At 73.0% G+C, this 25,166-nt stretch carries 24 protein-coding genes; 13 read left to right on the forward strand and 11 right to left on the reverse strand.

Annotated features, from left to right (window positions below; all coding sequences use genetic code 11):
• Window position 1: 1 nt before the first annotated feature.
• Window positions 2-1,780: a BACON domain-containing protein gene (locus AC2RP6_RS18505; protein WP_486447192.1), complete on the reverse strand. Its 1,779-nt coding sequence runs from the start codon at window positions 1,778-1,780 to the stop codon at window positions 2-4.
• Between the two features lie 264 nt (window positions 1,781-2,044).
• Here AC2RP6_RS18505 and radA point away from each other — a divergent pair, with 264 nt between their 5' ends.
• Together radA and disA are read left to right on the forward strand one after the other, a co-directional pair.
• Window positions 2,045-3,463: a DNA repair protein RadA gene (radA, locus tag AC2RP6_RS18510; protein ID WP_486447193.1), complete on the forward strand. Its 1,419-nt coding sequence runs from the start codon at window positions 2,045-2,047 to the stop codon at window positions 3,461-3,463.
• A 298-nt stretch (window positions 3,464-3,761) separates the two neighbouring features.
• Complete coding sequence (gene disA / locus AC2RP6_RS18515) at window positions 3,762-4,886, forward strand: DNA integrity scanning diadenylate cyclase DisA (protein WP_030817598.1); 1,125 nt, start codon at window positions 3,762-3,764, stop codon at window positions 4,884-4,886.
• 160 nt (window positions 4,887-5,046) lie between these two features.
• On the opposite strand, the gene AC2RP6_RS18520 is transcribed toward disA, so the two are convergent.
• A complete protein-coding gene (locus tag AC2RP6_RS18520; protein ID WP_486447194.1) occupies window positions 5,047-5,853 on the reverse strand; it encodes a hypothetical protein in 807 nt (268 codons plus the stop codon).
• Window positions 5,854-6,013: 160 nt separating this feature from the next.
• Between AC2RP6_RS18520 and AC2RP6_RS18525 the strand changes: the two genes are divergently transcribed.
• From AC2RP6_RS18525 to AC2RP6_RS18555, 7 genes are all read left to right on the forward strand, one after another.
• Window positions 6,014-6,697 carry a phosphatase PAP2 family protein gene (locus tag AC2RP6_RS18525; protein WP_486447195.1) on the forward strand — a complete coding sequence of 228 codons (684 nt, stop codon included), beginning with the start codon at window positions 6,014-6,016 and terminating at the stop codon, window positions 6,695-6,697.
• On the forward strand, window positions 6,694-7,659 hold the full coding sequence (locus tag AC2RP6_RS18530; RefSeq protein WP_486447196.1) for an HhH-GPD family protein: 966 nt from the start codon (window positions 6,694-6,696) through the stop codon (window positions 7,657-7,659). The genes AC2RP6_RS18525 and AC2RP6_RS18530 overlap by 4 nt, the downstream gene beginning before the upstream one ends.
• A 274-nt stretch (window positions 7,660-7,933) precedes the next feature.
• Entirely contained in the window at window positions 7,934-8,500 is a 567-nt protein-coding gene (locus AC2RP6_RS18535) for a SigE family RNA polymerase sigma factor (RefSeq protein ID WP_030027405.1), read from the forward strand.
• 64 nt (window positions 8,501-8,564) lie between these two features.
• A complete protein-coding gene (locus AC2RP6_RS18540; RefSeq protein ID WP_486447197.1) occupies window positions 8,565-9,206 on the forward strand; it encodes a hypothetical protein in 642 nt (213 codons plus the stop codon).
• 34 nt (window positions 9,207-9,240) lie between these two features.
• Window positions 9,241-9,954 carry a two-component system response regulator CseB gene (gene cseB, locus AC2RP6_RS18545; RefSeq protein WP_486447198.1) on the forward strand — a complete coding sequence of 238 codons (714 nt, stop codon included), beginning with the start codon at window positions 9,241-9,243 and terminating at the stop codon, window positions 9,952-9,954.
• On the forward strand, window positions 9,951-11,291 hold the full coding sequence (cseC, locus tag AC2RP6_RS18550; protein WP_486447199.1) for a two-component system sensor histidine kinase CseC: 1,341 nt from the start codon (window positions 9,951-9,953) through the stop codon (window positions 11,289-11,291). Before cseB ends, cseC begins: the two co-directional genes overlap by 4 nt.
• A 54-nt stretch (window positions 11,292-11,345) precedes the next feature.
• The gene (locus tag AC2RP6_RS18555; protein WP_486447200.1) at window positions 11,346-12,506 is read left to right on the forward strand and encodes a LamG-like jellyroll fold domain-containing protein; all 1,161 of its coding nucleotides are present in this window, start codon (window positions 11,346-11,348) and stop codon (window positions 12,504-12,506) included.
• A 123-nt stretch (window positions 12,507-12,629) separates the two neighbouring features.
• On the opposite strand, the gene AC2RP6_RS18560 is transcribed toward AC2RP6_RS18555, so the two are convergent.
• Both AC2RP6_RS18560 and AC2RP6_RS18565 read right to left on the reverse strand, forming a co-directional pair.
• Window positions 12,630-13,217 carry a M23 family metallopeptidase gene (locus AC2RP6_RS18560; protein ID WP_486447201.1) on the reverse strand — a complete coding sequence of 196 codons (588 nt, stop codon included), beginning with the start codon at window positions 13,215-13,217 and terminating at the stop codon, window positions 12,630-12,632.
• A gap of 499 nt (window positions 13,218-13,716) precedes the next feature.
• Complete coding sequence (locus AC2RP6_RS18565; RefSeq protein WP_030656418.1) at window positions 13,717-16,242, reverse strand: ATP-dependent Clp protease ATP-binding subunit; 2,526 nt, start codon at window positions 16,240-16,242, stop codon at window positions 13,717-13,719.
• 461 nt (window positions 16,243-16,703) lie between these two features.
• Here AC2RP6_RS18565 and AC2RP6_RS18570 point away from each other — a divergent pair, with 461 nt between their 5' ends.
• A complete protein-coding gene (locus AC2RP6_RS18570; RefSeq protein ID WP_486447202.1) occupies window positions 16,704-17,288 on the forward strand; it encodes an SCO3374 family protein in 585 nt (194 codons plus the stop codon).
• On the opposite strand, the gene AC2RP6_RS18575 is transcribed toward AC2RP6_RS18570, so the two are convergent.
• From AC2RP6_RS18575 to AC2RP6_RS18605, 7 genes are all read right to left on the reverse strand, one after another.
• Entirely contained in the window at window positions 17,267-17,605 is a 339-nt protein-coding gene (locus AC2RP6_RS18575; RefSeq protein WP_030656421.1) for a histone-like nucleoid-structuring protein Lsr2, read from the reverse strand. The genes AC2RP6_RS18570 and AC2RP6_RS18575 overlap by 22 nt on opposite strands.
• A 165-nt stretch (window positions 17,606-17,770) precedes the next feature.
• On the reverse strand, window positions 17,771-18,301 hold the full coding sequence (locus tag AC2RP6_RS18580; protein ID WP_486447203.1) for an amino-acid N-acetyltransferase: 531 nt from the start codon (window positions 18,299-18,301) through the stop codon (window positions 17,771-17,773).
• Between the two features lie 11 nt (window positions 18,302-18,312).
• Complete coding sequence (locus AC2RP6_RS18585) at window positions 18,313-18,825, reverse strand: BlaI/MecI/CopY family transcriptional regulator (protein ID WP_486447204.1); 513 nt, start codon at window positions 18,823-18,825, stop codon at window positions 18,313-18,315.
• Window positions 18,826-18,934: 109 nt separating this feature from the next.
• Window positions 18,935-19,102, reverse strand: coding sequence for a hypothetical protein (locus AC2RP6_RS18590; protein WP_030027391.1), 168 nt, complete (start codon window positions 19,100-19,102; stop codon window positions 18,935-18,937).
• A gap of 52 nt (window positions 19,103-19,154) precedes the next feature.
• Window positions 19,155-19,748: a hypothetical protein gene (locus AC2RP6_RS18595; protein ID WP_486447205.1), complete on the reverse strand. Its 594-nt coding sequence runs from the start codon at window positions 19,746-19,748 to the stop codon at window positions 19,155-19,157.
• Window positions 19,749-19,832: 84 nt separating this feature from the next.
• Entirely contained in the window at window positions 19,833-20,018 is a 186-nt protein-coding gene (locus AC2RP6_RS18600) for a DUF397 domain-containing protein (RefSeq protein ID WP_381745362.1), read from the reverse strand.
• A 273-nt stretch (window positions 20,019-20,291) separates the two neighbouring features.
• On the reverse strand, window positions 20,292-21,422 hold the full coding sequence (locus tag AC2RP6_RS18605) for a threonine aldolase family protein (protein WP_486447206.1): 1,131 nt from the start codon (window positions 21,420-21,422) through the stop codon (window positions 20,292-20,294).
• A 109-nt stretch (window positions 21,423-21,531) separates the two neighbouring features.
• Between AC2RP6_RS18605 and AC2RP6_RS18610 the strand changes: the two genes are divergently transcribed.
• The 3 genes from AC2RP6_RS18610 to AC2RP6_RS18620 are packed head-to-tail and all read left to right on the forward strand — an operon-like array spanning window position 21,532 to window position 25,165.
• The gene (locus AC2RP6_RS18610) at window positions 21,532-22,443 is read left to right on the forward strand and encodes a Rossmann-like and DUF2520 domain-containing protein (RefSeq protein WP_486447207.1); all 912 of its coding nucleotides are present in this window, start codon (window positions 21,532-21,534) and stop codon (window positions 22,441-22,443) included.
• The gene (gene panC, locus AC2RP6_RS18615; RefSeq protein ID WP_486447208.1) at window positions 22,440-23,432 is read left to right on the forward strand and encodes a pantoate--beta-alanine ligase; all 993 of its coding nucleotides are present in this window, start codon (window positions 22,440-22,442) and stop codon (window positions 23,430-23,432) included. The genes AC2RP6_RS18610 and panC overlap by 4 nt, the downstream gene beginning before the upstream one ends.
• Window positions 23,429-25,165, forward strand: coding sequence for an L-aspartate oxidase (locus AC2RP6_RS18620; RefSeq protein WP_486447209.1), 1,737 nt, complete (start codon window positions 23,429-23,431; stop codon window positions 25,163-25,165). The genes panC and AC2RP6_RS18620 overlap by 4 nt, the downstream gene beginning before the upstream one ends.
• The last annotated feature ends 1 nt before the right edge of the window (window position 25,166 follow it).

Consider the following 25,166-nt stretch of genomic DNA (forward strand, 5'->3'; position numbering starts at 1 on the left):
CTCAGCCGCCCGCGGGGCCCGACGGTGCGGGGTCGGGCGCGGGGGAAACCGTTCCGCCTGGGCCGTCCGTCGGGGTCGGCGCGGGTGTCGGGGACGGCGGCGGGATCGTCGGTTCCGTCGGGGCGGCCGTCGGCGTGGGCCCCTGCGTCTGGTCCGGCGTCGGCGTCGGGCTCGTGGGCTGCGTCGGCTCGGGCTGCGGGGTCGGGGTCGACGCGGGCCGGCCGCGGCCGCGGATGGAGACCACCGCACCGGTCGGATCGACCCCGACGCGGGCGGTCCAGGCGCCGACGGGCTGCGCCTCGGGGTCCACGGCGATGTGCAGGGTGACCGATTCTCCGGGCGCGAGCGTGCCCGCGGTGCGGCTCGCGCGCAGCCAGGGCGCGTCGGACCAGAGCCGCCAGTCCACCGGGGCGCCGCCCGAGGCGGTGAGGGTGAGCAGCGTGAGGGCACCGCGCGAGGAGGCGCCGACCGAGAGGTGGCCGGGGGTGCCGGCCTGGTCGGGGGTGGCCGGCGGGCCGGTGCTGATCACCTCGACGGAGACGTCGGAGGAGTCGCTGCTCTCGGCGAAGCCGGGGCTGCTGGTGGTGCCGGTGGCGTTTCCGGTGTTCTCGTAGGCGGTGAGCGGCCGGCCGTCGATGCGGGAGGTCGGCAGCTCGCTCTCGCTGGCGGAGATACGGGTGGAGCCGTTGCCGGCGGATTCGCCCGTGCCGTGCTCGCTGCGGTACGAGGCCCACAGCGCCAGGACCGGGGCCGCGACGACGGTGGCGACGACGGTGGTCGTGACGGCGCGGGCCCGCAGCCGGTCGCGGCGGGCGGCGCGGTCCCTGGGGTCCATCGGGAAGCCGGTGCGGTCGAAGCGGGGGCCGGGGCTGCGGCCGCGGCCCCGGCCGGAGCGGAGCATCGCCGCGTGGACCGCGGTGCGGGGGGCGGGTACGAGGGGCAGCGCGGCGGTGTTGACGCCGCCCGATCCGGGCCAGGGGGCGGCGGCGCCCACGCGTTCGGCGACGCGCCGGCACCGGGGGCAGTCGTCGACGTGGCGGACGAGTTCGGCGCGCAGGGTGCTGGACAGCAGCACGTCGCCGTGGCCGCCGTTGCCGTCCGCGTCGCCGCCGGTGAGCTGGGAGACGCCGGGGCAGCTGCCGGTCTCGACGACGGCGAGGGCGGCGCGGGTGCGTTCCACCTCGCAGGCGGCTCCGGTCAGGAGCTCGCGGGCGGCGGCGGGGGGCGTGCCGAGGACGGCGGCGAGTTCGGGGACGCCGAGGCGGTGGCGGACGGCGAGTTCGAGTGCCTCGCGCTGCGCGGGGGTGGTTCCCGCGGCTTCCGGCCAGGCCAGCCGGGCCAGCTCGGTGCGGCGGTAGGCGCTGACGTCAAGCTGCCGACGGCCCTCGGCGGACGGGCCGTCGTCCGCCGCACCCCCCGGCGCTCGGCCGCCCTCTGCGTGCTCCGGCGCACGCCGGGCGGAATGCGCTCCCTGGCGTACGCGCCGCTGTTCCGCCAGGCGGCGGAGACAGCCCCAGCGGGCGAGCGCGTACAGCCAGGCCCGCCGGTCGCCCTCGTCGGGGCAGCGGCCGGGATGGCGTTCGGCCACGGCCAGGACGTCTCCGAGCACGTCGGTGGCGGTGTCGTGATCACAGAGGACCGACAGGCAGTACGTGAACAGGCCGTCGAGGTACGGCTCGTGCCGGAAGGGGCGCGGCGGCTCCTCTTCTTGGTGCGTGCGCCCGTGCGCCCGGTGTGCGCCGGTGCGCGGTGAGGGTGGTGCCTGGTCGCTGCTGTTCACCTGGCGACCGTAGGCGGCGCGCCGGGGGCGCCCTGGAAGCCTTCCCCGGTTTTAGCCCTTATGGGTGAACAGATCGTTGACGCGCTGACGGCGGGCCTGACGGCGGGTTTGACGACGGGTTCAACGACGGGCTTGACGACGGCGACCGCGTCGGCGGGACGACCACCGCGGCGGGCGCCCCCGTCTGCGGTACGGCCCCGGCGGCGGGCGCCCCGGCCCGCACCGCGCACGGGGCTGTCGGTGCGGGCGGCTACCGTGAGCGGCATGGCTGCCCGCACTGCTCGCTCATCCGCCAAGGACCGTCCGTCGTACCGCTGCACCGAATGCGGCTGGACGACGGCCAAGTGGCTCGGCCGGTGTCCCGAGTGCCAGGCCTGGGGCACCGTCGAGGAGATGGGGGCGCCCGCCGTACGCACCACAGCGGCCGGCCGGGTCTCGACCGCCGCGCTGCCGATCGCCCAGGTCGACGGGCGGACGGCGACCGCGCGCAGCACCGGCGTGGACGAGCTGGACCGCGTCCTCGGCGGCGGGCTGGTGCCCGGCGCCGTCGTGCTGCTGGCCGGCGAGCCCGGCGTGGGCAAGTCGACGCTGTTGCTGGACGTCGCGGCGAAGGCATCCAGCGACACCCACCGCACGCTGTACGTCACGGGCGAGGAATCGGCGAGCCAGGTGCGGCTGCGGGCCGACCGCATCAAGGCGCTGAGCGACCACCTGTACCTCGCCGCAGAGACCGACCTGTCGGCCGTGCTCGGCCACCTCGACGCCGTGAATCCGTCGCTCCTCGTCCTGGACTCCGTACAGACCGTCGCCTCCCCCGAGATCGACGGGGCGCCCGGTGGCATGGCCCAGGTGCGCGAGGTGGCGGGCGCGCTGATCAGGGCCTCCAAGGAGCGGGGCATGGCCACCCTCCTCGTCGGCCACGTCACCAAGGACGGCGCCATCGCCGGTCCCCGCCTGCTGGAGCACCTCGTCGACGTGGTGCTGAGCTTCGAGGGCGACCGGCACGCGCGGCTGCGGCTCGTGCGCGGCGTGAAGAACCGGTACGGGGCGACCGACGAGGTCGGCTGCTTCGAGCTGCACGACGAGGGCATCACCGGGCTCGCCGACCCGAGCGGGCTGTTCCTGACCCGGCGCGCCGAGGCCGTTCCGGGGACCTGCCTGACCGTGACCCTGGAGGGGAAGCGGCCGCTGGTCGCCGAGGTACAGGCGCTGACCGTCGACTCGCAGATCCCCTCACCCCGGCGGACCACCTCCGGCCTGGAGACCTCGCGCGTCTCGATGATGTTGGCCGTGCTGGAGCAGCGCGGCCGGATCACCGCGCTCGGCAAGCGCGACATCTACAGCGCCACCGTGGGCGGCGTGAAGCTCACCGAGCCCGCCGCGGACCTGGCGATCGCGCTCGCGCTGGCCTCCGCCGCCAGTGACGTCCCGCTCCCGAAGAACCTGGTGGCCATCGGCGAGGTCGGCCTGGCCGGCGAGGTGCGGCGGGTGACGGGCGTACAGCGGCGGCTGGCGGAGGCTCACCGGCTGGGCTTCACCCACGCGCTGGTGCCGGCGGACCCGGGCAAGGTGCCGCCGGGGATGAAGGTCACCGAGGTCGCCGACATGGGCGACGCGCTCCGGGTGCTGCCGCGCGGACGCGCCCGTACGCCGGCCAAGGAGCGGGCGGCGGCCGCGGAGTAGGGCCCCCTTCGCCGCTCCGGTCCGCGCCGGACACGGCCGGGTGACCGACCGGGCCCCCGGCGGGTGACCGACCGGGCGCCCGGCCGTGATCGAAGCGTCCGGCCGTCATGATCGACCCGGCCGACCGGCCGGTCGCCCCGCTGGTCAGGGGTCCGTGCGGGCCCCCGCCGGGCCCTACCTGGCCAAGCCACGGCGGGGCCGCAGCGCGCGCCGGTAGACTTTGTGCTGGTCCGCCCGGCCGTACGCACGTCCTCGTGCCCCCGCGCTGGGCGGCGCAACCCGCGACCGGAGGAGTGCAGTGGCAGCCAAGGACGGGGCATCAGCACCCGGGAAGTCCGGCGCGAGCTCCAAGCACGACGCGCTCATGCGCGCCTCGCTGAGCGCGGTCGCACCTGGTCAGCCCCTGCGCGACGGCCTGGAGCGGATCGTCAGGGGCAACACCGGCGGCCTCATCGTCCTCGGCATGGACAAGGCCGTCGAAGCGATGTGCACGGGCGGCTTCGTCCTCGACGTGGAGTTCACCGCGACCCGGCTGCGCGAGCTGTGCAAGCTCGACGGCGCGCTCATCCTCGACAAGGACCTCACCAAGATCCTGCGGGCCGGCGTCCAGCTCGTCCCGGACGCCTCGATCCCCACGGAGGAGACGGGTACGCGCCACCGCACGGCCGACCGCGTCTCCAAGCAGTGCGGCTTCCCGGTGGTGTCGGTGTCGCAGTCGATGCGGCTGATCGCCCTGTACGTGGACGGCGAGCGGCGGGTCCTGGAGGAGTCCGGGGCGATCCTGTCGCGGGCGAACCAGGCGCTGGCCACGCTGGAGCGGTACAAGCTGCGCCTCGACGAGGTGGCGGGCACGCTGTCGGCGCTGGAGATCGAGGACCTGGTCACGGTGCGCGACGTGACGGCGGTCGCGCAGCGGCTGGAAATGGTCCGCCGGATCGCGACCGAGATCGCCGAGTACGTGGTCGAACTGGGCACGGACGGGCGACTGCTGTCCCTCCAGCTGGACGAGCTGACGGTGGGGATCGAGCAGGAGCGGGAGCTGGTCATCCGGGACTACGTGCCCGAGCCGACGGCGAAGCGTTCCCGCACGGTGGACGAGGCGCTGGCGGAGCTGGACGCCCTGACCCACCCGGAGCTCCTGGAACTGCCCATCGTGGCGCGGGCCCTGGGCTACACCGGCTCGCCGGAGACGCTGGACTCGGCGGTGTCGCCGCGCGGCTACCGGCTGCTGGCGAAGGTGCCGAGGCTGCCGGGCGCGATCATCGAGCGGCTCGTGGAGCACTTCGGCGGTCTGCAGAAGCTGCTCGCCGCGAGCGTCGACGACCTGCAGACGGTGGACGGCGTGGGCGAGGCGCGGGCACGGAGCGTGCGCGAGGGGCTGTCGCGGCTGGCGGAGTCGTCGATCCTGGAACGGTACGTCTAGCCCGCGGCTCTGCCCGGCCGACCGCCGCGGGGTCCGGTGCTGTTCGGCGCGCCCGCCGTCCCTGGGCTCCGCCCCGGCCCCCGCGACTCAGACGCCGGCGGGCGCCGGGATGCCGCCCGCCGCGGTTTCGGCTCGCCACCGGGGCTCCGGGGCTCCGGCTTCAGTCCTGCTTGAGGACGAACGAGGTGCGGGCCACGGGCATGCCGGGGGACTTGGCCTCGACGACGTAGGTGTCCGGGGCCGCCGACCCCGCCGGGGGCGACTGGCACTGGTCGGCCGCGCTGAACCTGCGGTCCCAGTCCAGCGCCTGCTTCGTCTCGCCCTGTGCCGGGACGCGGAAGAAGGCGTTGCCCGCCCCCGTCGGGCAGTCGGCCGAGGACCACACCGCCTTGTTGCTGCTTGCCTGAAGGATGGTCAGGACGGCCTGCTTCGGGCCGAGATCGACCTTGCAGGTGGTTCCGGAGATGTTGCGGGCGACCAGTTCGAGGCGGGGCTTCTCGTTCGCCTCGTACTCGTTCTTCGCGCTCTTGACCTCCCACTGCAGCGCGCTCGTCGCGCACGTGGGGAGCGGGGAGTCCGCGGGGACCGCCGCCGGGCCGGCCGCGCCGCCGCTGCCGGCGGATCCCGAACCACCGCCCGCGCCCGTGCCGCTGCCCGGTTCGCCGTTCTTGCCCGCGCCGCCGCCGGAGCCGCCCTCGGACCCCGTCGTCCCGCCGCCACCGGACTCGGGTCGCCCGCCGGGGGCGGCGCTGATGGCCGGACCCGTACCGGACGGGCCGGGCGTGATCGAGGTGACGGGATCGGGGCGGCCGCCGCCCTTCCCGTTCGTACTCGTCTTCCCCCCGCCGGAACTGACGGTCCATACGGCGAGGAGCGCGAGGAGCGCGACGACGGACGCCAGCACAGCCCTCCGTCGCCAGTAGATGGAGGAGGGGAGCGGCCCGACCGGATTGCGCAGAGATCCCACGGAGGGAACCTTACGAGAGTTCGCGGCCCGATCAGTGCCCCACATGCCGCGTCCGGGACTCGATTTGCCGATGATCATCCTGCGGGCCCAAGCGGAGGCGGTGAGAACCGGCCAAAGGGCTGACATGGAGATTAATCCGGCTTGTGTACGTTCGGTGACCATGGACACCTCCGGCCTCTACCGCGTCGTCACCGGCTCCGCCGCTTCCGCACCCGTGTGGGTGCAGCGGGCGTTCGAGGTCTGGACGGGTTACGGCCTGCTGCTCTGCGGGGTGCTCTTCGCCGTCGTCTGGTGGCGGGCGCGCGGCGGGGGCGACGCGCGGGCGGTGGCGCAGGCCCTGCTCGCCCCGGCGGCCACCGCCGTCGCCTACGCCGTCTCGGAGACCGTGAAGTCCTTGGTGGACGAGGAGCGTCCGTGCCGTGCCGTCGCCGGTGCTGCGGCCTCGCTGGTGCGCTGCCCGCCGCCCGGCGACGGGTCGTTCCCCAGCAACCACGCGGCCATCGCGGGCGCCGCGGCCGTCTCCCTGGTGATCGCCGTACGCCGGCTCGCGCCGCTGGTGGTGCCGCTCGCCCTGCTGATGGCCTTCTCCCGCGTGTTCGTCGGCGTCCACTATCCGCACGACGTGGCACTGGGCCTGCTGCTCGGCGGCTGCGTCGCCGCCCTCCTCGTCCTCGCGCTCACCGGCCCGGCCGCCGCCGGGGTCGGCGCGGTGCGGGCGGGCGGGACGCCGCCGGGCGGGACGCGGGCCCGCGGGATGCGGGCGGGCGCGTGGCTGACCGGGCCGGGTCCGGGCGGCGAGTCCGCCTCCGAGGTCCGAAACGTGCCAGGATGCCGTACGCCATGACTTCATCCCCCCCTTCCTCCCCCGACCTGTCCCCCGACGTGTCCCCCGACGTCCTCGACGCGTCCGCCGGCCCCTCCTCCCACGCGCTGCACTCCCCCGTCATCGCCTGGTTCGAGCAGCACGCCCGCGACCTGCCCTGGCGCCGCCCCGAGGCCGGCCCCTGGGGCGTCATGGTCAGCGAGTTCATGCTCCAGCAGACCCCGGTCAGCCGGGTCCTGCCGGTCTACGAACAGTGGATCGCCCGCTGGCCCCGCCCCGCCGACCTGGCCGCCGAGGCCCCCGGCGAGGCCGTACGGGCCTGGGGGCGGCTCGGCTACCCGCGGCGGGCCCTGCGCCTGCACGGCGCGGCCGCCGCGATAACGGAGCGGCACGGCGGCGACGTGCCGCAGGAGCACGCACAGCTCCTGGCGCTGCCCGGAGTGGGCGAGTACACCGCTGCGGCGGTGGCCTCCTTCGCGTACGGGCAGCGGCACGCCGTCCTCGACACCAACGTCCGCCGGGTCTTCGCGCGCGCGGCCACCGGTGTCGAGTACCCGCCGAACGCGACCACGGCCGCCGAGCGGCGCCTGGCCCGCGAACTGCTGCCCGAGGACGAGCCCACCGCGGCCCGCTGGGCGGCGGCCTCGATGGAGCTCGGCGCGCTCGTGTGCACCGCGAAGAGCCCGGACTGCGCGCGCTGCCCGGTGGCCGGCCTGTGCGCGTGGCGCCTGGCGGGGAAGCCCGCGCACGACGGGCCGCCGCGGCGCGGGCAGACGTACGCGGGGACCGACCGGCAGGTGCGCGGCAAACTCCTGGCCGTCCTGCGCGAGGCGATGGGGCCCGTTCCGCAGGCCGTGCTCGACACGGTGTGGAACGAGCCGGTGCAGCGGGCGCGCGCGCTCGACGGGCTGGTCTCGGACGGGCTGGTGGAACCCCTCGACGGCGGCCTCTACCGACTGCCACAGGGGCGGCCGCGGACGTGACCGGGCGTCGGCCGCGGACGTGACCCGGGGGCGGCCGGGGCGGTCCGGGAACGGACCGTGCACCGGGCCGCCACCGCCCGTAGCGGCACCTGAAGTCGAGTCAGAGATTCCGCTTGTATTCGCCAAACCCCAGCTCACGGGCGCTGTTACACAACCTATGGGTGTCCGTGCTCCCACCGAAGGCTGGCTCGCACAGGCCCGTGACAACCCCTCCGTACCGTCGTCCCCGTAAGACAGCGGTGGAGCGGTCGGACGGGAACGGAGGCGGTCTGAAATGGTGCAGGCGCATGGCGAGGTACTCGGGTTCGAAGAGTACGTGCGCACCCGGCAGGACGCCCTCCTGCGCAGTGCCCGGCGCCTGGTCCCGGACCCCACCGACGCCCAGGACCTCCTCCAGACGGCCCTCGTGCGCACCTACGGCCGCTGGGACGGCATCGCCGACAAGTCCCTGGCCGACGCCTACCTCCGCCGGGTCATGATCAACACCCGTACGGAGTGGTGGCGCGCCCGCAAGCTCGAAGAGGTCCCCACCGAGCAGCTCCCCGACGCGTCCGTCGAGGACGGCTCCGACCAGCGCGCCGACCGCGCCCTGCTGATGGACATCCTCAAGGTGCTCGCGCCCAAGCAGCGCAGCGTGGTGGTCCTGCGACACTGGGAGCAGATGAGCACCGAGGAGACGGCCGCGGCGCTCGGGATGTCGGCGGGAACCGTGAAGAGCACTCTGCACCGCGCCCTGGCCCGCCTCCGGCAGGAGCTGGAGAGCCGGGACCTCGACATGCGTGCGCTGGAGCGCGGTGACCACACCATGCGGTACGAGGGGCGTGAGCGGTGCGCGGCCTGAACGGCCAAGATCTGAACGGCAGGAGCTACCCCCCGCACTGCGGGGACGGGGCAATCTGTTGCTGGTGTCGGCGGGGACCATCGTCCTCGTCGGCACTGCCGTGTTCGCGGTCGGTTGCGCCACGGGCGGGACCGGACTGCGTGACGGCGGCCCCGCCCGTACCGACACCGTCGCCCGGACCGCGCCGTCCGGCTCGTCCCCCGCCGACGCCTCCTCGGCCTCGGCCTCCCCCTCCGGCACGCCCCTGAAGAAGGTGGACCCGGTCCGGCTGCTCATGGCGGACCCCAAGGTCGGCGCCGACGTCAAGAAGGACCTCAAGCCCTGCACGGGCAAGGAGTACCCGGTGGACGTGAGCTACGGGAAGGTCACCGGCGGCCCGGTCGCGGACATCGTCGTCAACGTCCTGTCCTGCGCCGACGCCCTGGGCCGCGGCACCTACGTGTACCGGGCGGACGGCGCCTCGTACGAGAATGTGTTCGCGGACGAACAGCCACCCGTCTACGGGGAGATCGACCGGGGCGACCTGGTGGTCACGAAGCAGGTCTACGGAAAGAGCGACGCGCTCGCCTATCCGTCGGGCGAGGACGTGATCACGTACCGGTGGAACGGGGAGAGGTTCACCGAGCAGGACCGGGTGCACTCGGAGTACAGCAACGTGGTCGACGGCGGCGTCCAGCCGGCCCCGGCCACGAGTCAGAAGAACTGAGCACTGAGCAAGAAGAACGAGGCGAGGCTTGCGCATGGCCGAGACCCATGTCCTGTTCGTGGAGGACGACGACGTCATCCGTGAGGCCACGACCCTGGCGCTGGAGCGCGACGGGTTCGTGGTCACGGCCATGCCCGACGGTCTCTCCGGCCTGGAGTCCTTCCGTGCGCACCGGCCCGACATCGCGCTGCTGGACGTGATGGTCCCGGGCATGGACGGCGTGAGCCTGTGCCGCCGCATCCGTGACGAGTCGACCGTTCCCGTGATCATGCTGTCGGCGCGCGCCGACTCCATCGACGTGGTGCTGGGCCTGGAGGCGGGCGCCGACGACTACGTCACCAAGCCCTTCGACGGCTCCGTGCTCGTCGCCCGGATCCGCGCCGTGCTGCGCCGCTTCGACCACTCCGGCGGCCCGCAGAACGGCGCCGCCGGCCCCGCGGACGAGGGCCCGGACGCCGAGCGCGGGGTGCTGTCCTTCGGCGACCTGGAAGTGGACACCGAGGGCATGGAGGTCCGCAGATCGGGCGCCCACGTGGCGCTGACGCCGACCGAGATGCGGCTGCTGCTGGAGTTCTCCTCGGCGCCCGGCACCGTCCTGTCCCGCGACCGGCTCCTGGAGCGGGTCTGGGACTACGACTGGGGCGGCGACACCCGCGTCGTGGACGTCCACGTCCAGCGCCTGCGCACCAAGATCGGACAGGACCGGATCGAGACGGTCCGGGGCTTCGGATACAAGCTGAAAGCATGAGACGGTTCACCCTGCGCACGGGGATCCGCTGGAAGATCACGCTCGCCATCGCCGCCGTGGGCGCCCTCGTCACGATCGCGCTGAGTCTGGTGGTGCACAGCGCTGCCCGGGTGTCGATGCTGGAGAGCGCGCGCGAAGTGCAGCTGGAGCGCGTGCAGTTCATCTCCCGCAACGCCGAGGCCGGGCGCAAGCCCCCCATGGGTGCCAAGCTCAACGACCCCGAACTGCCCACCGAGCTGCGGCACAAGGCGCAGTCGGGGCGGCGCGGGACCTACATCCAGGAGCGGCCGCAGGGCGTGCCCGAGGTGTGGGCCGCCGTGCCGCTCGGCAACGGGCAGGTGCTGTCGCTGCACACGCCGTTCCGGGAGAGCGCCAACCTGCTCCCCGACCTGGACCGGGCGCTCCTCGTCGGCGGGCTCGCCGCCGTCATCGGCGGGTCGGCGCTCGGCGTGCTCATCGGCGGGCAGATCTCGCGCCGCCTGCGCAAGGCGGCCGCCGCCGCGCAGCGGGTCGCCCACGGTGATCCCGACGTACGGGTACGGGACGCGGTCGGCGGTGTCGTGCGCGACGAGACGGACGACCTCGCGCGGGCCGTGGACGCGATGGCCGACGCCCTCCAGCAGCGGCTGGAGGCCGAGCAGCGGGTGACCGCGGACATCGCACACGAGCTGCGGACGCCGGTGACGGGTCTGCTCACCGCGGCGGAGCTGCTGCCTCCGGGGCGACCGACCGAGCTGGTCCGGGACCGTGCGCAGGCACTGCGCGCCCTCGTCGAGGACGTGCTGGAGGTGGCCCGGCTGGACAGCGCCTCGGAGCGGGCGGAGCTCCAGGACGTGGCCCTGGGCGAGTTCGTGAGCCGACGCGTGAAGGTGCTGATGCCGGAGGCGACCGTACGGATCGTCGCGGACGAGGTCGTCAGCACCGATCCGCGGCGGCTGGAGCGGATCCTGGGCAACCTCCTCGCCAACGCCGCGCGCTACGGGCGGCCGCCGGTCCAGGTCGACGTCGAGGGGCGGGTCGTGCGGGTCCGCGATCACGGGCCGGGCTTCCCCGAGGCGCTGCTGCGCGAGGGGCCGAGCCGGTTCCGCACCGGGTCGACGGACCGCGCGGGTGTGGGACACGGGCTGGGGCTGACCATCGCGGAGGGCCAGGCGCGGGTGCTGGGCGCCCGGTTGACCTTCCGCAACGTGGCGGCCCCCGGTGTCCTGGACCGCTCGGGGACTGCGGAGGGCACGCCCGTCGGAGCGGCGGCCGGGGCGGTTGCGGTGCTGTGGCTGCCGGAGCACGCGCCGACGGCGACGGGCAGCTTCCTGGTGTTGAAACCGCCCCAGGGCTGACGGACGGGGACCGGGCCGTGCCCCCGCACGGGTGCGTGTCTTAGGCTCCCTGCCATGACCGACGGCACGAATCCCCCGAGCAGCCCGCAGCCCGAGCCCGCCCACGGCAGCGGCGGATACGGGTTCCCGCCGGGACCGCCCGCCCAGAGCGGCTACGGCTACCCGTCCGGAGGCGAGGGCTACGGCTATCCGCAGTCCGGGCAGCAGCCGAACCCGTACCAGCAGGACGCGGGAGGGCAGCCGTGGCAGCCGGCTCCCGCTCCGGTGCCGGCCCAGCCGGGCTTCACGCGGCTGGCCGGTCCGGACATACCCGGCGCGTCGGACCAGCCGGACTGGGAGGCCATGGCCGACCGCTCCGAGGCGGCACGGCGCAAGAAGAAGATGTGGACGCTGGTCGGCGGGGCGACCGTGCTGGCGCTGCTGGCCGGCGGTGGGACGTTCTTCCTGCTGGCCGGGGACGGCGGCGGTGACGAGGGGACGAACGCCCAGCCCTCGGTGTCCGCCTCGCCCGAGCCGGAGGACTCGAAGTCGCCGGCCGCCTACACGGCGACCGTCGCGGGTGACGACACCCTGCTGCGCGACAGCTACGGCTCGATGGGCATCCGGCTGGGCTCCGACCTCAAGGTCGGTCCGCTCGGCAAGCGGTTCCAGGTCGTCGGCAAGGGCAACGGCAACTCGTGGGGGCAGTCCGCCGAGCCCGTCGTCGACGTCACCAAGAGCTTCACGATCACGGCCCGCGCCTACAGCTCCGCCACCAAGGGCTCGCGGATCGTCATGAGCCAGGGCGACGGGGAGTCCTTCTCCTTCGAGCTCGGCGTGAACGAGGTCAACGGCAAGCAGGCGTGGATCTTCCGCGTGCAGACGGGCGACAAGGGCGCCGCGGCGACCACGAAGACCGTCGCCGCCGAGGGGCTCACCATCCTCAAGACTCCGACGCTGGTGATGGCCACGTACGACGCGGAGAAGAAGAACATCGCCCTCTACGTGGACGGCAAGAAGGCCGGCGAGACCGAGGTGCCGCCCATCTGGCAGGCTCCCGGCCCGCTCCAGCTCGGCCGGTCCAAGCACCACAACATCTGGACGGGCCCGTGGCAGGGCGCGCTGCACAACATCAAGGTCTACAACGCGGCCTTCTCGGCGGAGCAGGCCGCCGCGTACAAGCAGGGCAAGCTCGGCCCGTCGCCGAAGCCGGCCCACGCCTGGCTGCTGACCTGACCTGACCTGACCTGACCTGGCCAGGCCGGGCCGGGCCGGGCCAGGCCGGATCCGATCCCTCGCACGACGACGCCGACCGGCCACAGGGGCCGGTCGGCGTCGGTCAGGTGCGGGGCGCGCGGGTCAGATGCTGACGCCGTTGGTGCGCAGGAAGGCCACCGGGTTGAGGGCCGAGCCGTAGTTCGGGGTGGTACGGATCTCGAAGTGCAGGTGCGGACCGCTGGAGTTGCCGGTGTTGCCGGACAGGGCGATGCGCTGCTTGACGGTGACCTTCTGGCCGACCTTGACCTGGATCTTCGACAGGTGCGCGTACTGCGAGTACGTGTTGTTCGCGTGCTTGATCACGATGGCGTTGCCGTAGGCGGGGCCGTCGCCGCCGCCGTTCGGACCGGCCTTGACGACGACGCCGGCGGCCGCCGCCTTGACGGGGGTGCCGACCGGGACGGCGAAGTCCTGGCCGGAGTGCTTGCGGGCCCACATGCTGCCGCCCTTGCCGAAGGTGGCGGACAGCGTGTACTTCTCCAGCGGCTTGTCCCAGAGACCGGCCTTCTTCTTCGCCGCCGCGGCTGCGTCGGCGGTGGCCGCGGCGGGAGCCGCCTGCGGGGCGTCGGCGAAGGCGGCGGTCGTCCCGGCCCCGAGAGCCAGCACAGCACCGAGGGTTGCGCCGACGGTGATACGGGTAGAACGGGTGATGACGCGCTTCGCGGACATAGAGCAGACCTCCGGGGCCGGGGACATGGGCGATCACGCCCGTCTCGGGCATGAAGTGACCCGGCACGCTCAGCCATGTGCCGGGTTGGCTCATCTTTGGTAACCCGGATGCCCGGAGTAACCCAAACCTCCCCGTTTACTACCGGGGCTCGTAGCCGTGCCGGGGTGACGTGGCCCGTTGACTGGGTTCACCTGCGACGGAGCCCTCCCCAGGCAGCCCCTCCCACCTACGAAACCCCCTAGTATGTCCGATTTATCCTGTGCGGCTTGTCACCGGGCCCCGCGACTCGGGACCGCGTGAATGTGACCGGCGCTACGCCTCGACCTCCGGGACGCACCCGCCTCGCTGCGCCGAACGGGACGCCGGCGGGCGTCATGGAACACGTCCGCCCGCCGTCGCTGCGGACCCTGCGCCCGTACCGACCGCGCGCAAAGGGGCGGCCCCGGAACCGATCGGTTCCGGGGCCGCCCCTTTGCGGTGCCTGGTGGCACCTACGCGTTACGCGCCCTTCGACAGGTCCGGGCCGGAGCCCGTGGCCTCGATCGGGGGGAGGTCGGGCAGGGCCGACTTCTCCTCGCCGCGGAAGGTGAACTTGGCTTCCTCGCCCTCACCCTCCTTGCCGACGACCACGATGTGACCGGGGCGCAGCTCGCCGAAGAGGATCTTCTCCGACAGCACGTCCTCGATCTCGCGCTGAATGGTCCGGCGCAGCGGCCGGGCACCCAGGATCGGGTCGTAGCCGCGCTTGGCGAGCAGGAGCTTGGCGTCACCGCTCAGCTCGATGCCCATGTCGCGGTCCTTGAGGCGCTCGTCGACCTTGGCGATCATGAGGTCGACGATCTGGATGATGTCTTCCTCGGTGAGCTGGTGGAAGACGACCGTGTCGTCGACACGGTTGAGGAACTCGGGCCGGAAGTGCTGCTTGAGCTCTTCGTTGACCTTCGCCTTCATCCGGTCGTAGCCGGTCTTGGTGTCGCCCTGCGCCGCGAAGCCCAGGTTGAAGCCCTTCGAGATGTCCCGGGTTCCCAGGTTGGTCGTCATGATGATGACCGTGTTCTTGAAGTCCACGACCCGGCCCTGGGAGTCGGTCAGGCGACCGTCCTCCAGGATCTGGAGAAGGGAATTGAAGATATCCGGGTGGGCCTTCTCGACCTCGTCGAAGAGGACGACGGAGAACGGCTTCCGGCGCACCTTCTCGGTGAGCTGGCCGCCCTCTTCGTAGCCCACGTAACCGGGGGGCGAACCGAAGAGACGGGAAACCGTGTGCTTCTCGCTGAACTCCGACATGTCGAGGGAGATCAGCGCGTCCTCGTCGCCGAAGAGGAATTCGGCGAGCGTCTTGGACAGCTCGGTCTTACCGACACCGGACGGGCCGGCGAAGATGAACGAGCCACCCGGGCGCTTCGGGTCCTTCAGACCCGCACGGGTACGGCGGATCGCCTGGGAGAGCGCCTTGATGGCGTCCTTCTGGCCGATGACCCGACGGTGGAGCTCGTCCTCCATGCGGAGCAGTCGCGAGGACTCCTCCTCGGTGAGCTTGAAGACGGGAATGCCGGTCGCGGTCGCGAGGACCTCGGCGATGAGCTCGCCGTCGACCTCGGCGACGACGTCCATGTCGCCGGCCTTCCATTCCTTCTCGCGCTTGGTCTTCGACGCGAGCAGCTGCTTCTCCTTGTCGCGGAGGGAAGCCGCCTTCTCGAAGTCCTGGGAGTCGATGGCCGACTCCTTGTCCCGGCGGACGGCCGCGATCTTCTCGTCGAACTCGCGGAGGTCCGGCGGCGCGGTCATCCGGCGGATGCGCATCCGGGAGCCGGCCTCGTCGATCAGGTCGATCGCCTTGTCCGGGAGGAAGCGGTCCGAGATGTACCGGTCGGCCAGCGTCGCCGCCTGGACGAGGGCCTCGTCCGTGATGGAGACGCGGTGGTGGGCCTCGTAGCGGTCGCGCAGGCCCTTGAGGATCTCGATCGTGTGGGGGAGGGAAGGCTCCGCCACCTGGATCGGCTGGAAGCGGCGCTCAAGGGCCGCGTCCTTCTCGAGGTGCTTGCGGTACTCGTCGAGCGTCGTGGCACCGATGGTCTGGAGCTCACCACGGGCCAGCATGGGCTTGAGGATGCTGGCGGCGTCGATCGCGCCCTCGGCGGCGCCCGCACCCACGAGGGTGTGGAGCTCGTCGATGAACAGGATGATGTCGCCGCGGGTGCGGATCTCCTTGAGCACCTTCTTCAGGCGCTCCTCGAAGTCACCGCGGTAGCGGGAACCGGCGACCAGGGCGCCGAGGTCAAGCGTGTAGAGGTGCTTGTCCTTGAGGGTCTCGGGGACCTCGCCCTTGACGATCGCCTGCGCCAGGCCCTCGACGACGGCGGTCTTGCCGACGCCGGGCTCGCCGATGAGGACCGGGTTGTTCTTGGTACGGCGGGACAGCACCTGCATGACCCGCTCGATCTCCTTCTCGCGCCCGATGACCGGGTCGAGCTTGGATTCGCGGGCCGCCTGGGTGAGGTTGCGGCCGAACTGGTCCAGGACGAGCGAGGTCGAGGGCGTGCCCTCGGCCGGGCCGCCGGCCGTGGCCGACTCCTTGCCCCCGCCGGTGTAGCCGGAGAGCAGCTGGATGACCTGCTGCCGGACTCGGTTGAGATCGGCGCCCAGCTTCACGAGGACCTGGGCGGCGACGCCCTCGCCCTCGCGGATCAGGCCGAGCAGGATGTGCTCGGTGCCGATGTAGTTGTGGCCGAGCTGGAGGGCCTCTCGGAGCGAAAGCTCCAGGACCTTCTTCGCCCGCGGGGTGAAGGGGATGTGGCCGGACGGGGCCTGCTGGCCCTGGCCGATGATCTCCTCAACCTGCTGGCGAACAGCCTCGAGCGAAATCCCGAGGCTCTCCAGGGCCTTAGCGGCGACACCCTCACCCTCGTGGATCAAGCCCAGGAGGATGTGCTCGGTGCCGATGTAGTTGTGGTTGAGCATCCGGGCTTCTTCCTGAGCCAGGACGACAACCCGCCGCGCGCGGTCGGTGAACCTCTCGAACATCGTTTATCGCTCCTCAGAGCGGTCGGGCAGTTCGGGGTCGGTCCCCGCCCTGTCCTTCCGCATGCTAGTCCCGTGGGGCGGGACAGCTCATTCCAACTGCCGACATCCGTCCACGGCTCACCCCTGCATCAGCGGGAAAACCGGCTTGAAGAGCCGACAACTGCTCCAACTCGATGGTGCGAGACGATGTTCCCGCAGGCCAGGCAGATACCCGTCATGCGTGTACGCCGACGGCGAACGGAAGCCGGTCAAATCAGCGTGTCGCCCCGATCCACTAGGAATGTCTTACCCGTAAGGGCTGACACTCCATGCCGGTGGCGCCGGTTCCCTCCGCTGAGGGCGAACAGAGTTCCGTCTCGAATGTGGGACTCCACCCCGTGGAGGTTTACGTTCCGCACATCTTCGAGTGCGGAACGTGACTCCTACCGTAACCCCCGCGCGATTCCGCAGTTGCTCCGGGTATGGCCGCAACCGTCCTGCCGACCGTCCCGCCGCCCCGTGCCGCGCCCGAGGAGGACGCGTACGCCGCCTGGTACGGGAGGGTGCTCGGCTGGACCGTCACGGGCGGGCCGCCCGTCCAGCTGGTCACCGGGATCGGCTTCGACGTGCTGGAGCTGCCGTCGGACGCCGGCACGGCGCTGCTGCGCCGGCCGGTCGCCACCGGTCCGGTGGCCGTGATGGGGCGCCGGATGCGTTTCCTGGTGGCCCCGGGGAGCGCGGAGGAGCTCGACGGGCTGCTCGACTGGCTGGAGTGGGGCGGGGTCGCCCTCGATCTGGCCGCCCTGGGTGCGGGCGGACGGATCACCGCCCCGGCTCCCCCGGGGCTGCCCCTGGGAGGAAGCCCCCGGGGGGCCGCCGTGTGGCTGCGACCCCCCGAGCAGGGGTGTGAGGCGCTGCTGCCGGCCCTGCCCGGTCCCGGACGGGCCGCAGGACCCGCTCGCGGGCCCGATCTCGTACGCCTGGTCGCGGCGGCGGCGACGGAGTGCCACCGGGCGCGGCTGGGGCGGCGTACGAACGGGGTCCGTCAGCCCTTGGCCTTCTCGTAGGCCTCACGGATCTCGGCCGGGACGCGGCCGCGGTCGTTCACGTTGTAGCCGTTCTCCTTGGCCCACGCGCGGATCTCGGCCGTGTCCGGGTTGCCCGTCGCAGCGGCGGCGCGGCCCTTGGCGCGGGCCGCGGTGGCACGGCCACCGGTGCGGCGGCCGCCCTTGGTGTACGGGTCGAGCAGACCGCGGAGCTTTTCAGCGTTGGCGGTGGTGAGGTCGATCTCGTAGGTCTTGCCATCCAGAGCGAACGTCACCGTCTCGTCCGCCTCGCCACCGTCGAGGTCGTCGACAAGAAGGACCTGAACCTTCTGTGCCACCGGGATTTCCTTTCATCGAAAAGCAGTACGCGGAAAGGAAACCGCTTTTGCCTGGAAAACACAAACCCCCCGGGAGAGGTTCGAGACCGCTACGGGGCGGGAAACGTGCGCGATTCGGACATAGGCCACAGGTGCGCGGAGCGCCGGAAAAGCTGAGGCCATCGATCAGAGGTGCAGAAGCATCCGACTGTTGCCCAAGGTGTTCGGCTTCACTCGTTCGAGACCGAGGAACTCGGCGACGCCCTCGTCATAGGAACGCAAGAGCTCCATGTAGACATCGGTGTCGACCGGGGTCTCGCCGATCTCGACGAAGCCGTGCTTCGCGAAGAACTCGACTTCGAAGGTGAGGCAGAAAACCCGGCTCACCCCGAGCGTGCGGGCGGTGCTCAACAACTGCTGGAGCACCCGATGGCCGACGCCGGCGCCCTTCAAGTCGCGGTCGACGGCGAGAGTGCGCACTTCGGCGAGGTCTTCCCACATCACGTGGAGTGCACCGCAGCCCACCACCTGTGAGTCGGAGTCGCGTTCCGCGACCCAGAACTCCTGGATGTCCTCGTAAAGGACGACGGGCGCTTTGTCGAGCAGGATCCGCTGCTGCACGTACTGGTCGAGGAGGCGGCGCAGCGCGGGAACATCGCGTGTGCGGGCACGACGGATCGTCACTGTTTCTGCGTGTGCAGAGGAAAACTCTCCCATGGCTGCGGACGCTATCGCCCCGGGGACCCCGGGTGCTCGGCGGACCGCCCCTCGGCTTCCGGTGGCGCGGAAGGTTCCGCGGGTGGTTCCGGGGAAGGTTCCGCGGGAGGTTCACCGGACGGCGGGGAGGGGGGTTCGGCGGAGGTGTCGGGGGCGGACTCGCCGTCGTACTGGACGACGCGGACGGCGTCGCGGAGGGCTTCGCGCTGTTCCGCGGACATCATGCCGAAGAAGGCGACGAGAGCGGCGGCGGGGTTGTCGCTCGTCGACCAGGCTTCGTTCATCAGTGCGGCCGAGTAGGCGGCGCGGGTGGAGACCGCCGTATATCGATAGGCGCGGCCTTCGGCTTCCCGGCGGACCCAGCCCTTCTGATGGAGATTGTCCATAACGGTCATGACCGTGGTGTACGCGATGGACCGTTCCTGCTGGAGGTCCTCCAGGACTTCCCGAACGGTGACCGGGCGGTTCCACTGCCACACCCGCGTCATGACGGCGTCTTCGAGTTCTCCCAAGGGGCGAGGCACACCAGCACGATAGTGCGGTTTGTGCGGAATTGCCCGACCATTCACCCGGCAACGCGCAACAAAATCGGGCGCACGGCCCGTACGGCCGCGCACCCGTGGGCGGGATCCCCTAGTTCTGCTGCTGGCGGGCGGCCTCGGCCCGGGCGATCACGGCGTCGACGGCCGCGTCCTCCTTGGACTTGTTGGAGCCGCCCTGGCTCTTCACGATCGTCACGACGAGGGCGATGAAGAACGCGGCCATCACGAAGGGGGGCACGAGCGCGGAGACGTAGTCCATGCCCCCAGCGTAGCCACCCGGGCCCGGGCCGGTCCGGGCGGCCCGGGCCCGTTCACACGACGGCGAGCCCGGACGGCGCGGACGGCGGGGGCGGGGTGGGCTTGCGGCGCGGCGGGAAGACCTCGCCGGGGGTGGGCACCGGTCGTTCCGGCCGCGGGCGCTCCTTGGGCGAGGGCGTCGGCCGCGGCGGCTCCTCGCGGCCGCCCGCGAGGGTCAGCCGGCGCGGGCGGTGCCCGGGGGTCGTGGTCAGGCGGCGCCGCACGGAGCGCTCCGCGACGACCCGGGCCCGCTCCAGCAGCGCCGCGGCGGCCGGGTCGGCGCGGAGCGCGCGCAGGGCGGCGAGGTCGTCGGGGGTCGGCTCGTAGCCCGCGGCGAGGGCTTCCCGGAGCAGTTCCAGGTAGCCCGGGAGGCTGCCGGGCAGGGCGTGCCGGTAGCGGGCCAGATCGTCCAGGAGGAAGGCTCTGAGCCGTCCCGCCTCCCGGACCGCCTCGTCCACCGACTGCGCGAGGCGCAGGCAGTCCTGGACCTCCTCGGCCGCCAGCGGCACCGAGGAGGACTGAAGGGCGTGGGCGAGCGAACGCCTGAGCACGTGCAGCTCGGCGGCGCTGAACGCCATGCCGCCGCGGGATCCGTAGGGCGTGGGCATGAGGCCGAAGATACGCGCTAATCGGACAAAATCCCCTCAGGAGGGGCAAGTCCGGCGCGGCGCGGGCCCCCCGGCGGCCGGGCCTCAGCCGGTCTGCTTGACCGCCCGCAGGAAGTCCGCCCACGCCGCCTGAGTGGTGGCGAGGACCAGGTGGGCCGGGTCGACCCGGTCGGCGACCTTCACGAGGGCTCCGGGGGTGACGGCGACGTAGACGCAGGCGTCGCCGTCGCCGCAGAACGAGGACTTCCGCCACGCGGGCTGAGCGGTCATGGTGTCTCCTCCGGGCACGGTGGCCGGTAAATGCGGTCAAGGGACGGTAACTCCGTGGCCGGTCCTCACCGGCGACTTTCGCGCAATTCGGCGTTTCGCCGCTTCCCTCCGGGGGTGCGGGTGGTAATCGGCGGCGCCGGCCCGTCGCAGGCCGACGGCCGTTCGGCGGGGACCGGCCCTGCCCGCGCCGACGGGCCGCGGCGGGGCCGGCTCCGGCCCGCGGGCAGCGCCGGACACGGGTCACCGCGGCCGGTACCCGCCCCGCGGGCCGGGTCAGATACGGGCCACGAAGGCCGAGACCGCGTCGTGGACATCGGCCCCGGTCCAGGACAGGCCCGGCTCGGTGACGTCCACCTCGGTCACGGCGAGGCCCGGCGGACCCCCGGGCGACCAGCGGCGGAAGAACACCGTGCCGGTCTCCTCGGCCTGCCGCAGACCGGCGTCCGTCAGCCGGTCGGGCTCGTAGGGCAGCCACACCTGGAACTGGTGCGTGTGCGGCTCCTCGGGGTGGACGCGCGACCAGGGGACGCCGGCCTTGGCCAGTGCCTCGCGCAGCGCCCCGGCCACCATCCGCGCCTGGGCCACGTACGACGGCAGCCGGGGCAGTTCCCGGTCCAGGCCGGCCAGCGCCGCCAGGGCCTGCGGGAACTGGCGGAAGACCTGGCCGCCGTAGCGGTGCCGCCAGACCCTGGTCTCCTCCACGAAGTCCCGCGACCCGGCCAGGGCCGCCCCGCTCAGGCCGCCGAGCGACTTGTAGAACGAGACGTACACGGAGTCGGCGAGCCGGGCGATCTCCGGCAGCGGGCGGCCGAAGTGGACCGTCGACTCCCACAGCCGGGCGCCGTCGAAGTGGATCGCGGCCTCCCGCTCGCGGCCGGCCTCCACCAGGGCCCGCAGCTCCTCCCAGGTGGGCAGCAGGAATCCGGCCTCGCGCAGCGGCAGCTCCAGCATCAGCGTGCCGAACGGCTCCCCGATGTCGCCGACCTCCTCCGGGGTCGGCTGGCGCGCCTCGGTCGTCGGGTGGACGACCCGCAGCCCGGAGACCGTCGAGAGGGCTTCGCCCTCCCACATCTCCGGGTGGCTCATCGGGTGCAGCGCCACGACCGGGTTGCCGGTCCGGCCCGCCCAGCAGCGCAGCGCGATCTGCTGCGCCATCGTGCCGCTGGGGAAGAACGCCGCGTCCTGCGTCCCGAGCAGCTCGGCCACCCGCCGCTCCAGCTCGGCGACGATCCCGTCGCCGTAGACGTCGCCGGGCGCGTCCATGTCGTACGGGGCGTCGGCGAGACGCGCCAGCAACTCGCCGACCGTGGCTTCGCGCGGGCTGCGTGTCAGGGTCCGCTCCGCCGCCCGCCAGGCCGCCACGAGCCGCGCCGTACGTTCCGTTTCCTCGTTGCCGTCGCTCATGACCCCCGATCCTCACCCCTCGTCCCCCGACCGGCCAAGACCCCCACGGGCTAGCATGGCGGCGTATCGTCCGGTACCCCCGCGGACTGGAACGGAAGGCATTCCCCGCGTGAATCATTCACAGCAGCCACGTCCTGCCCGGCTCGCCGTCGGCGTCGTCGGGGCGGGCCGCGTCGGCCCGGCTCTGGCCCGCGCGCTCCAGCAGGCGGGCCATCGTCCCGTCGCCGTGTCCGGAGTGTCCGACGCCTCCGTGCGCCGCGCCGCGCGGATGCTGCCCGACGTGCCGCTGGTGCCGCCCGGGCGGGTCCTGGAGCTGGCCGACCTGGTCCTGCTGACCGTCCCCGACGACGCGCTGCCCTCGCTCGTGGAGGGGCTCGCGGAGACCGGGGCGGTCCGGCCGGGCCAGCTGCTCGTGCACACCTCCGGCCGGTACGGGACCGCCGTGCTGGACCCGGCGCGCCGTGCGGGCGCCCTGCCGCTGGCCCTGCACCCCGCCATGACCTTCACCGGTACCGAGGTCGACGTGCAGCGGCTGGCCGGATGCTCCTTCGGCGTCACCGCCCCCGACGAGCTGAGGCTGGCCGCGGAGGCCCTGGTCATCGAGATGGGCGGGGAGCCCGAGTGGATCGCGGAGGAGAACCGCGCGCTGTACCACGCGGCCCTGGCCCTCGGGGCGAACCACCTGGTCACGCTGGTCGCCCAGTCCTTGGAGCTGCTGCGCAAGGCCGGGGTCGGGCACCCCGACCGGATGCTCGGCCCGCTGCTCGGCGCGGCCCTCGACAACGCCCTGCGCTCCGGCGACGCGGCTCTGACCGGGCCCGTGGCCCGGGGTGACGCCGGGACGGTCGCCGCGCACGTCTCGGAGCTGCGCCGGCACGCGCCGGGCACGGTCGCCGGATACCTGGCGATGGCCCGCACCACCGCCGACCGGGCCCTCGCGCACGGTCTGCTCAAGCCCGAACTCGCCGAGGACCTGCTCGGCGTACTCGCCGACACGGACCCTGACGGGGGCGACCAGTGACCGAGCTGCTGCTGCACACCGCAGATGAGCTGCACAAGCTTCCGCGCACCGGGCGGCGGGCCGTGGTGATGACCATGGGCGCCCTGCACGAGGGCCACGCCACCCTGGTCCGGACCGCCCGGGAACTGGCCGGGCCCGAGGGCCAGGTCGTCGTCACCGTCTTCGTCAACCCGCTGCAGTTCGGGGCGGGCGAGGACCTCGACCGGTATCCGCGGACCCTCGACGCGGACCTGGCGATCGCCGAAGGGGCGGGCGCCGACGCGGTGTTCGCCCCCGCCGTCGACGAGGTCTACCCGGGCGGCGACCCGCAGGTGCGGATCACCGCGGGCCCGATGGGCGAGCGCCTCGAAGGCGCCACCCGGCCCGGGCACTTCGACGGGATGCTGACCGTCGTCGCCAAGCTGCTCCACCTGACCAGCCCCGACCTGGCCCTCTTCGGCCAGAAGGACGCGCAGCAACTGGCCCTGATCCGGCGGATGGTGACCGACCTGAACTTCCCCGTCGAGGTGGTCGGCGTACCGACCGTCCGCGAGGAGGACGGGCTGGCGCTGTCGTCGCGCAACCGCTACCTCTCCCCCGCGGACCGGCAGACCGCGCTGGCCCTGTCGCGCGCCCTCTTCGCGGGGCGCGACCGGCTCGCCGCGCAGGCCGCGCTGCGGGCCCGCGCCGAGGCCGCCCCGGCCAGCGACGAGCGGGCCACCGCCCTGGCCCGGCTGGGCGAGATCCGCGCCTCGGCGGACGCGCACGCCGTCTCGGCGGCCTGCACGGGCCTGCCGGACGCGGTGCGGGCCGCGGCGGGCCACGTACTGGCGGACGCGGCCCGGTCGGAGCCGCCGCTCGTGCTGGACTACCTGGCGCTGGTGGACCCCCAGGACTTCACCGAGGCCGGTCCCGACTTCACCGGGCGGGCCGTGCTGGCCGTCGCCGCGAAGGTGGGCTCGACCCGGCTGATCGACAACATCCCATTGGAATTCGGAGCACACTCGTGAGCACCCCTGGCAGAGGCCCCGCCGGCAGCACGGGCATACGGCTGCACGCGCCGGCGCCCGGCTGGTCCCTCGACGCCGACGTCGTCGTCGTCGGATCCGGCGTGGCGGGCCTGACCGCCGCGCTGCGCTGCGCGGCCGCGGGCCGCCGTACCGTCGTGGTCACCAAGGCCCGGCTCGACGACGGTTCCACCCGCTGGGCCCAGGGCGGCATCGCCGCGGCCCTCGGCGAGGGCGACAGCCCCGAGCAGCACCTCGACGACACCCTGGTCGCGGGCGCCGGCCTGTGCGACGAGGAGGCCGTACGGCTCCTCGTCACCGAAGGCCCGGACGCCGTGCGGCGGTTGATCGACACGGGCGCGGTCTTCGACACCTCCGCCGAGACCGGCGAGATAGAGCTGACCCGGGAGGGCGGCCACCACCGCCGGCGGATCGCGCACGCGGGCGGCGACGCCACCGGCGCCGAGATCTCGCGGGCGCTGGTCGAGGCCGTGCACGCCGCGGGCATCGAGACGGTGGAGAACGCGCTCGTACTCGACCTCCTCCAGGACGCACAGGGCCGTACGGCCGGTGTGACGCTGCACGTCATGGGCGAGGGCCAGCACGACGGCGTCGGCGCCGTCCACGCCCCCGCCGTGATCCTCGCGACCGGCGGCATGGGCCAGGTCTTCTCCGCGACGACCAACCCGTCGGTGTCCACCGGCGACGGCGTGGCGCTCGCGCTGCGGGCCGGAGCGGAGGTCTCCGACCTGGAGTTCGTCCAGTTCCACCCGACGGTGCTGTTCCTCGGCCCGGACGCCGAGGGGCAGCAGCCGCTGGTGTCGGAGGCGGTGCGGGGCGAGGGCGCCCACCTCGTCGACGCGGACGGCGTCCGCTTCATGGTGGGCCAGCACGAACTCGCCGAACTGGCCCCGCGGGACATCGTCGCCAAGGGCATCATGCGCCGCATGCAGGAGCAGAGCGCGCAGCACATGTACCTGGACGCCCGGCACTTCGGCGCGGCGATGTGGGAGCAGCGCTTCCCGACGATCCTGGCCGCCTGCCGCTCGCACGGCATCGACCCGGTCACGCAGCCGATCCCGGTGGCGCCCGCCGCGCACTACGCCTCCGGAGGCGTCCGCACCGACCTGCACGGACGCACCACCGTCCCGGGCCTGTACGCCTGCGGCGAGGTCGCCTGCACGGGCGTGCACGGCGCGAACCGGCTCGCCTCCAACTCCCTGCTGGAGGGCCTGGTCTTCGCCGAGCGGATCGCCGAGGACATCGCCACGCAGGAGTACGGCGGGGGCGGCCCCGGCGTCCCGGTCCCCGCGACCGGTCCGCTGCAGCCCGCGGGGGCCCGGTACGAGGTCCAGCGGATCATGACGGACGGCGCGGGCGTGCTCCGCTCCGCCGCGTCGCTGGCCGCCGCGGCCGAGGCCCTGGAGGGGCTGTACGCGACCGCCCTGAACGAACTCGAAGCGCACGGCAAGACCGCCGAGCCGGGTGTGGACACCTGGGAGGCCACGAACCTGCTGTGCGTGGCGCGGGTCCTGGTCGCCGCCGCGCAGCGCCGCGAGGAGACCCGCGGCTGCCACTGGCGCGAGGACCACCCCGACCGGGACGATGCCCGGTGGCGCCGCCACCTGGTGGTCCGGCTCTCGGCCACCGAGAAGCGAGCCCTGGTCGTCGTACCCACCGACTCCGCGGACTTCCCGTCCGTGCACCCCCTGAGCACCCCGAGCCTGGAGCAGTGAC

The organism is Streptomyces sp. WAC03905 (assembly GCF_057371075.1).

Bases quoted from the DNA above. Each gene is read 5' to 3' on its own strand.
- radA (WP_486447193.1), top strand. From the start codon at position 2,045: ATGGCTGCCCGCACTGCTCGCTCATCCGCCAAGGACCGTCCGTCGTAC.
- AC2RP6_RS18525 (WP_486447195.1), top strand. From the start codon at position 6,014: ATGGACACCTCCGGCCTCTACCGCGTCGTCACCGGCTCCGCCGCTTCC.
- AC2RP6_RS18530 (WP_486447196.1), top strand. From the start codon at position 6,694: ATGACTTCATCCCCCCCTTCCTCCCCCGACCTGTCCCCCGACGTGTCC.
- AC2RP6_RS18535 (WP_030027405.1), top strand. From the start codon at position 7,934: ATGGTGCAGGCGCATGGCGAGGTACTCGGGTTCGAAGAGTACGTGCGC.
- cseB (WP_486447198.1), top strand. From the start codon at position 9,241: ATGGCCGAGACCCATGTCCTGTTCGTGGAGGACGACGACGTCATCCGT.
- cseC (WP_486447199.1), top strand. From the start codon at position 9,951: ATGAGACGGTTCACCCTGCGCACGGGGATCCGCTGGAAGATCACGCTC.
- AC2RP6_RS18555 (WP_486447200.1), top strand. From the start codon at position 11,346: ATGACCGACGGCACGAATCCCCCGAGCAGCCCGCAGCCCGAGCCCGCC.
- AC2RP6_RS18560 (WP_486447201.1), bottom strand. From the start codon at position 13,217: ATGTCCGCGAAGCGCGTCATCACCCGTTCTACCCGTATCACCGTCGGC.
- AC2RP6_RS18565 (WP_030656418.1), bottom strand. From the start codon at position 16,242: ATGTTCGAGAGGTTCACCGACCGCGCGCGGCGGGTTGTCGTCCTGGCT.
- AC2RP6_RS18570 (WP_486447202.1), top strand. From the start codon at position 16,704: ATGGCCGCAACCGTCCTGCCGACCGTCCCGCCGCCCCGTGCCGCGCCC.
- AC2RP6_RS18580 (WP_486447203.1), bottom strand. From the start codon at position 18,301: ATGGGAGAGTTTTCCTCTGCACACGCAGAAACAGTGACGATCCGTCGT.
- AC2RP6_RS18590 (WP_030027391.1), bottom strand. From the start codon at position 19,102: ATGGACTACGTCTCCGCGCTCGTGCCCCCCTTCGTGATGGCCGCGTTC.
- AC2RP6_RS18595 (WP_486447205.1), bottom strand. From the start codon at position 19,748: ATGCCCACGCCCTACGGATCCCGCGGCGGCATGGCGTTCAGCGCCGCC.
- AC2RP6_RS18600 (WP_381745362.1), bottom strand. From the start codon at position 20,018: ATGACCGCTCAGCCCGCGTGGCGGAAGTCCTCGTTCTGCGGCGACGGC.
- AC2RP6_RS18605 (WP_486447206.1), bottom strand. From the start codon at position 21,422: ATGAGCGACGGCAACGAGGAAACGGAACGTACGGCGCGGCTCGTGGCG.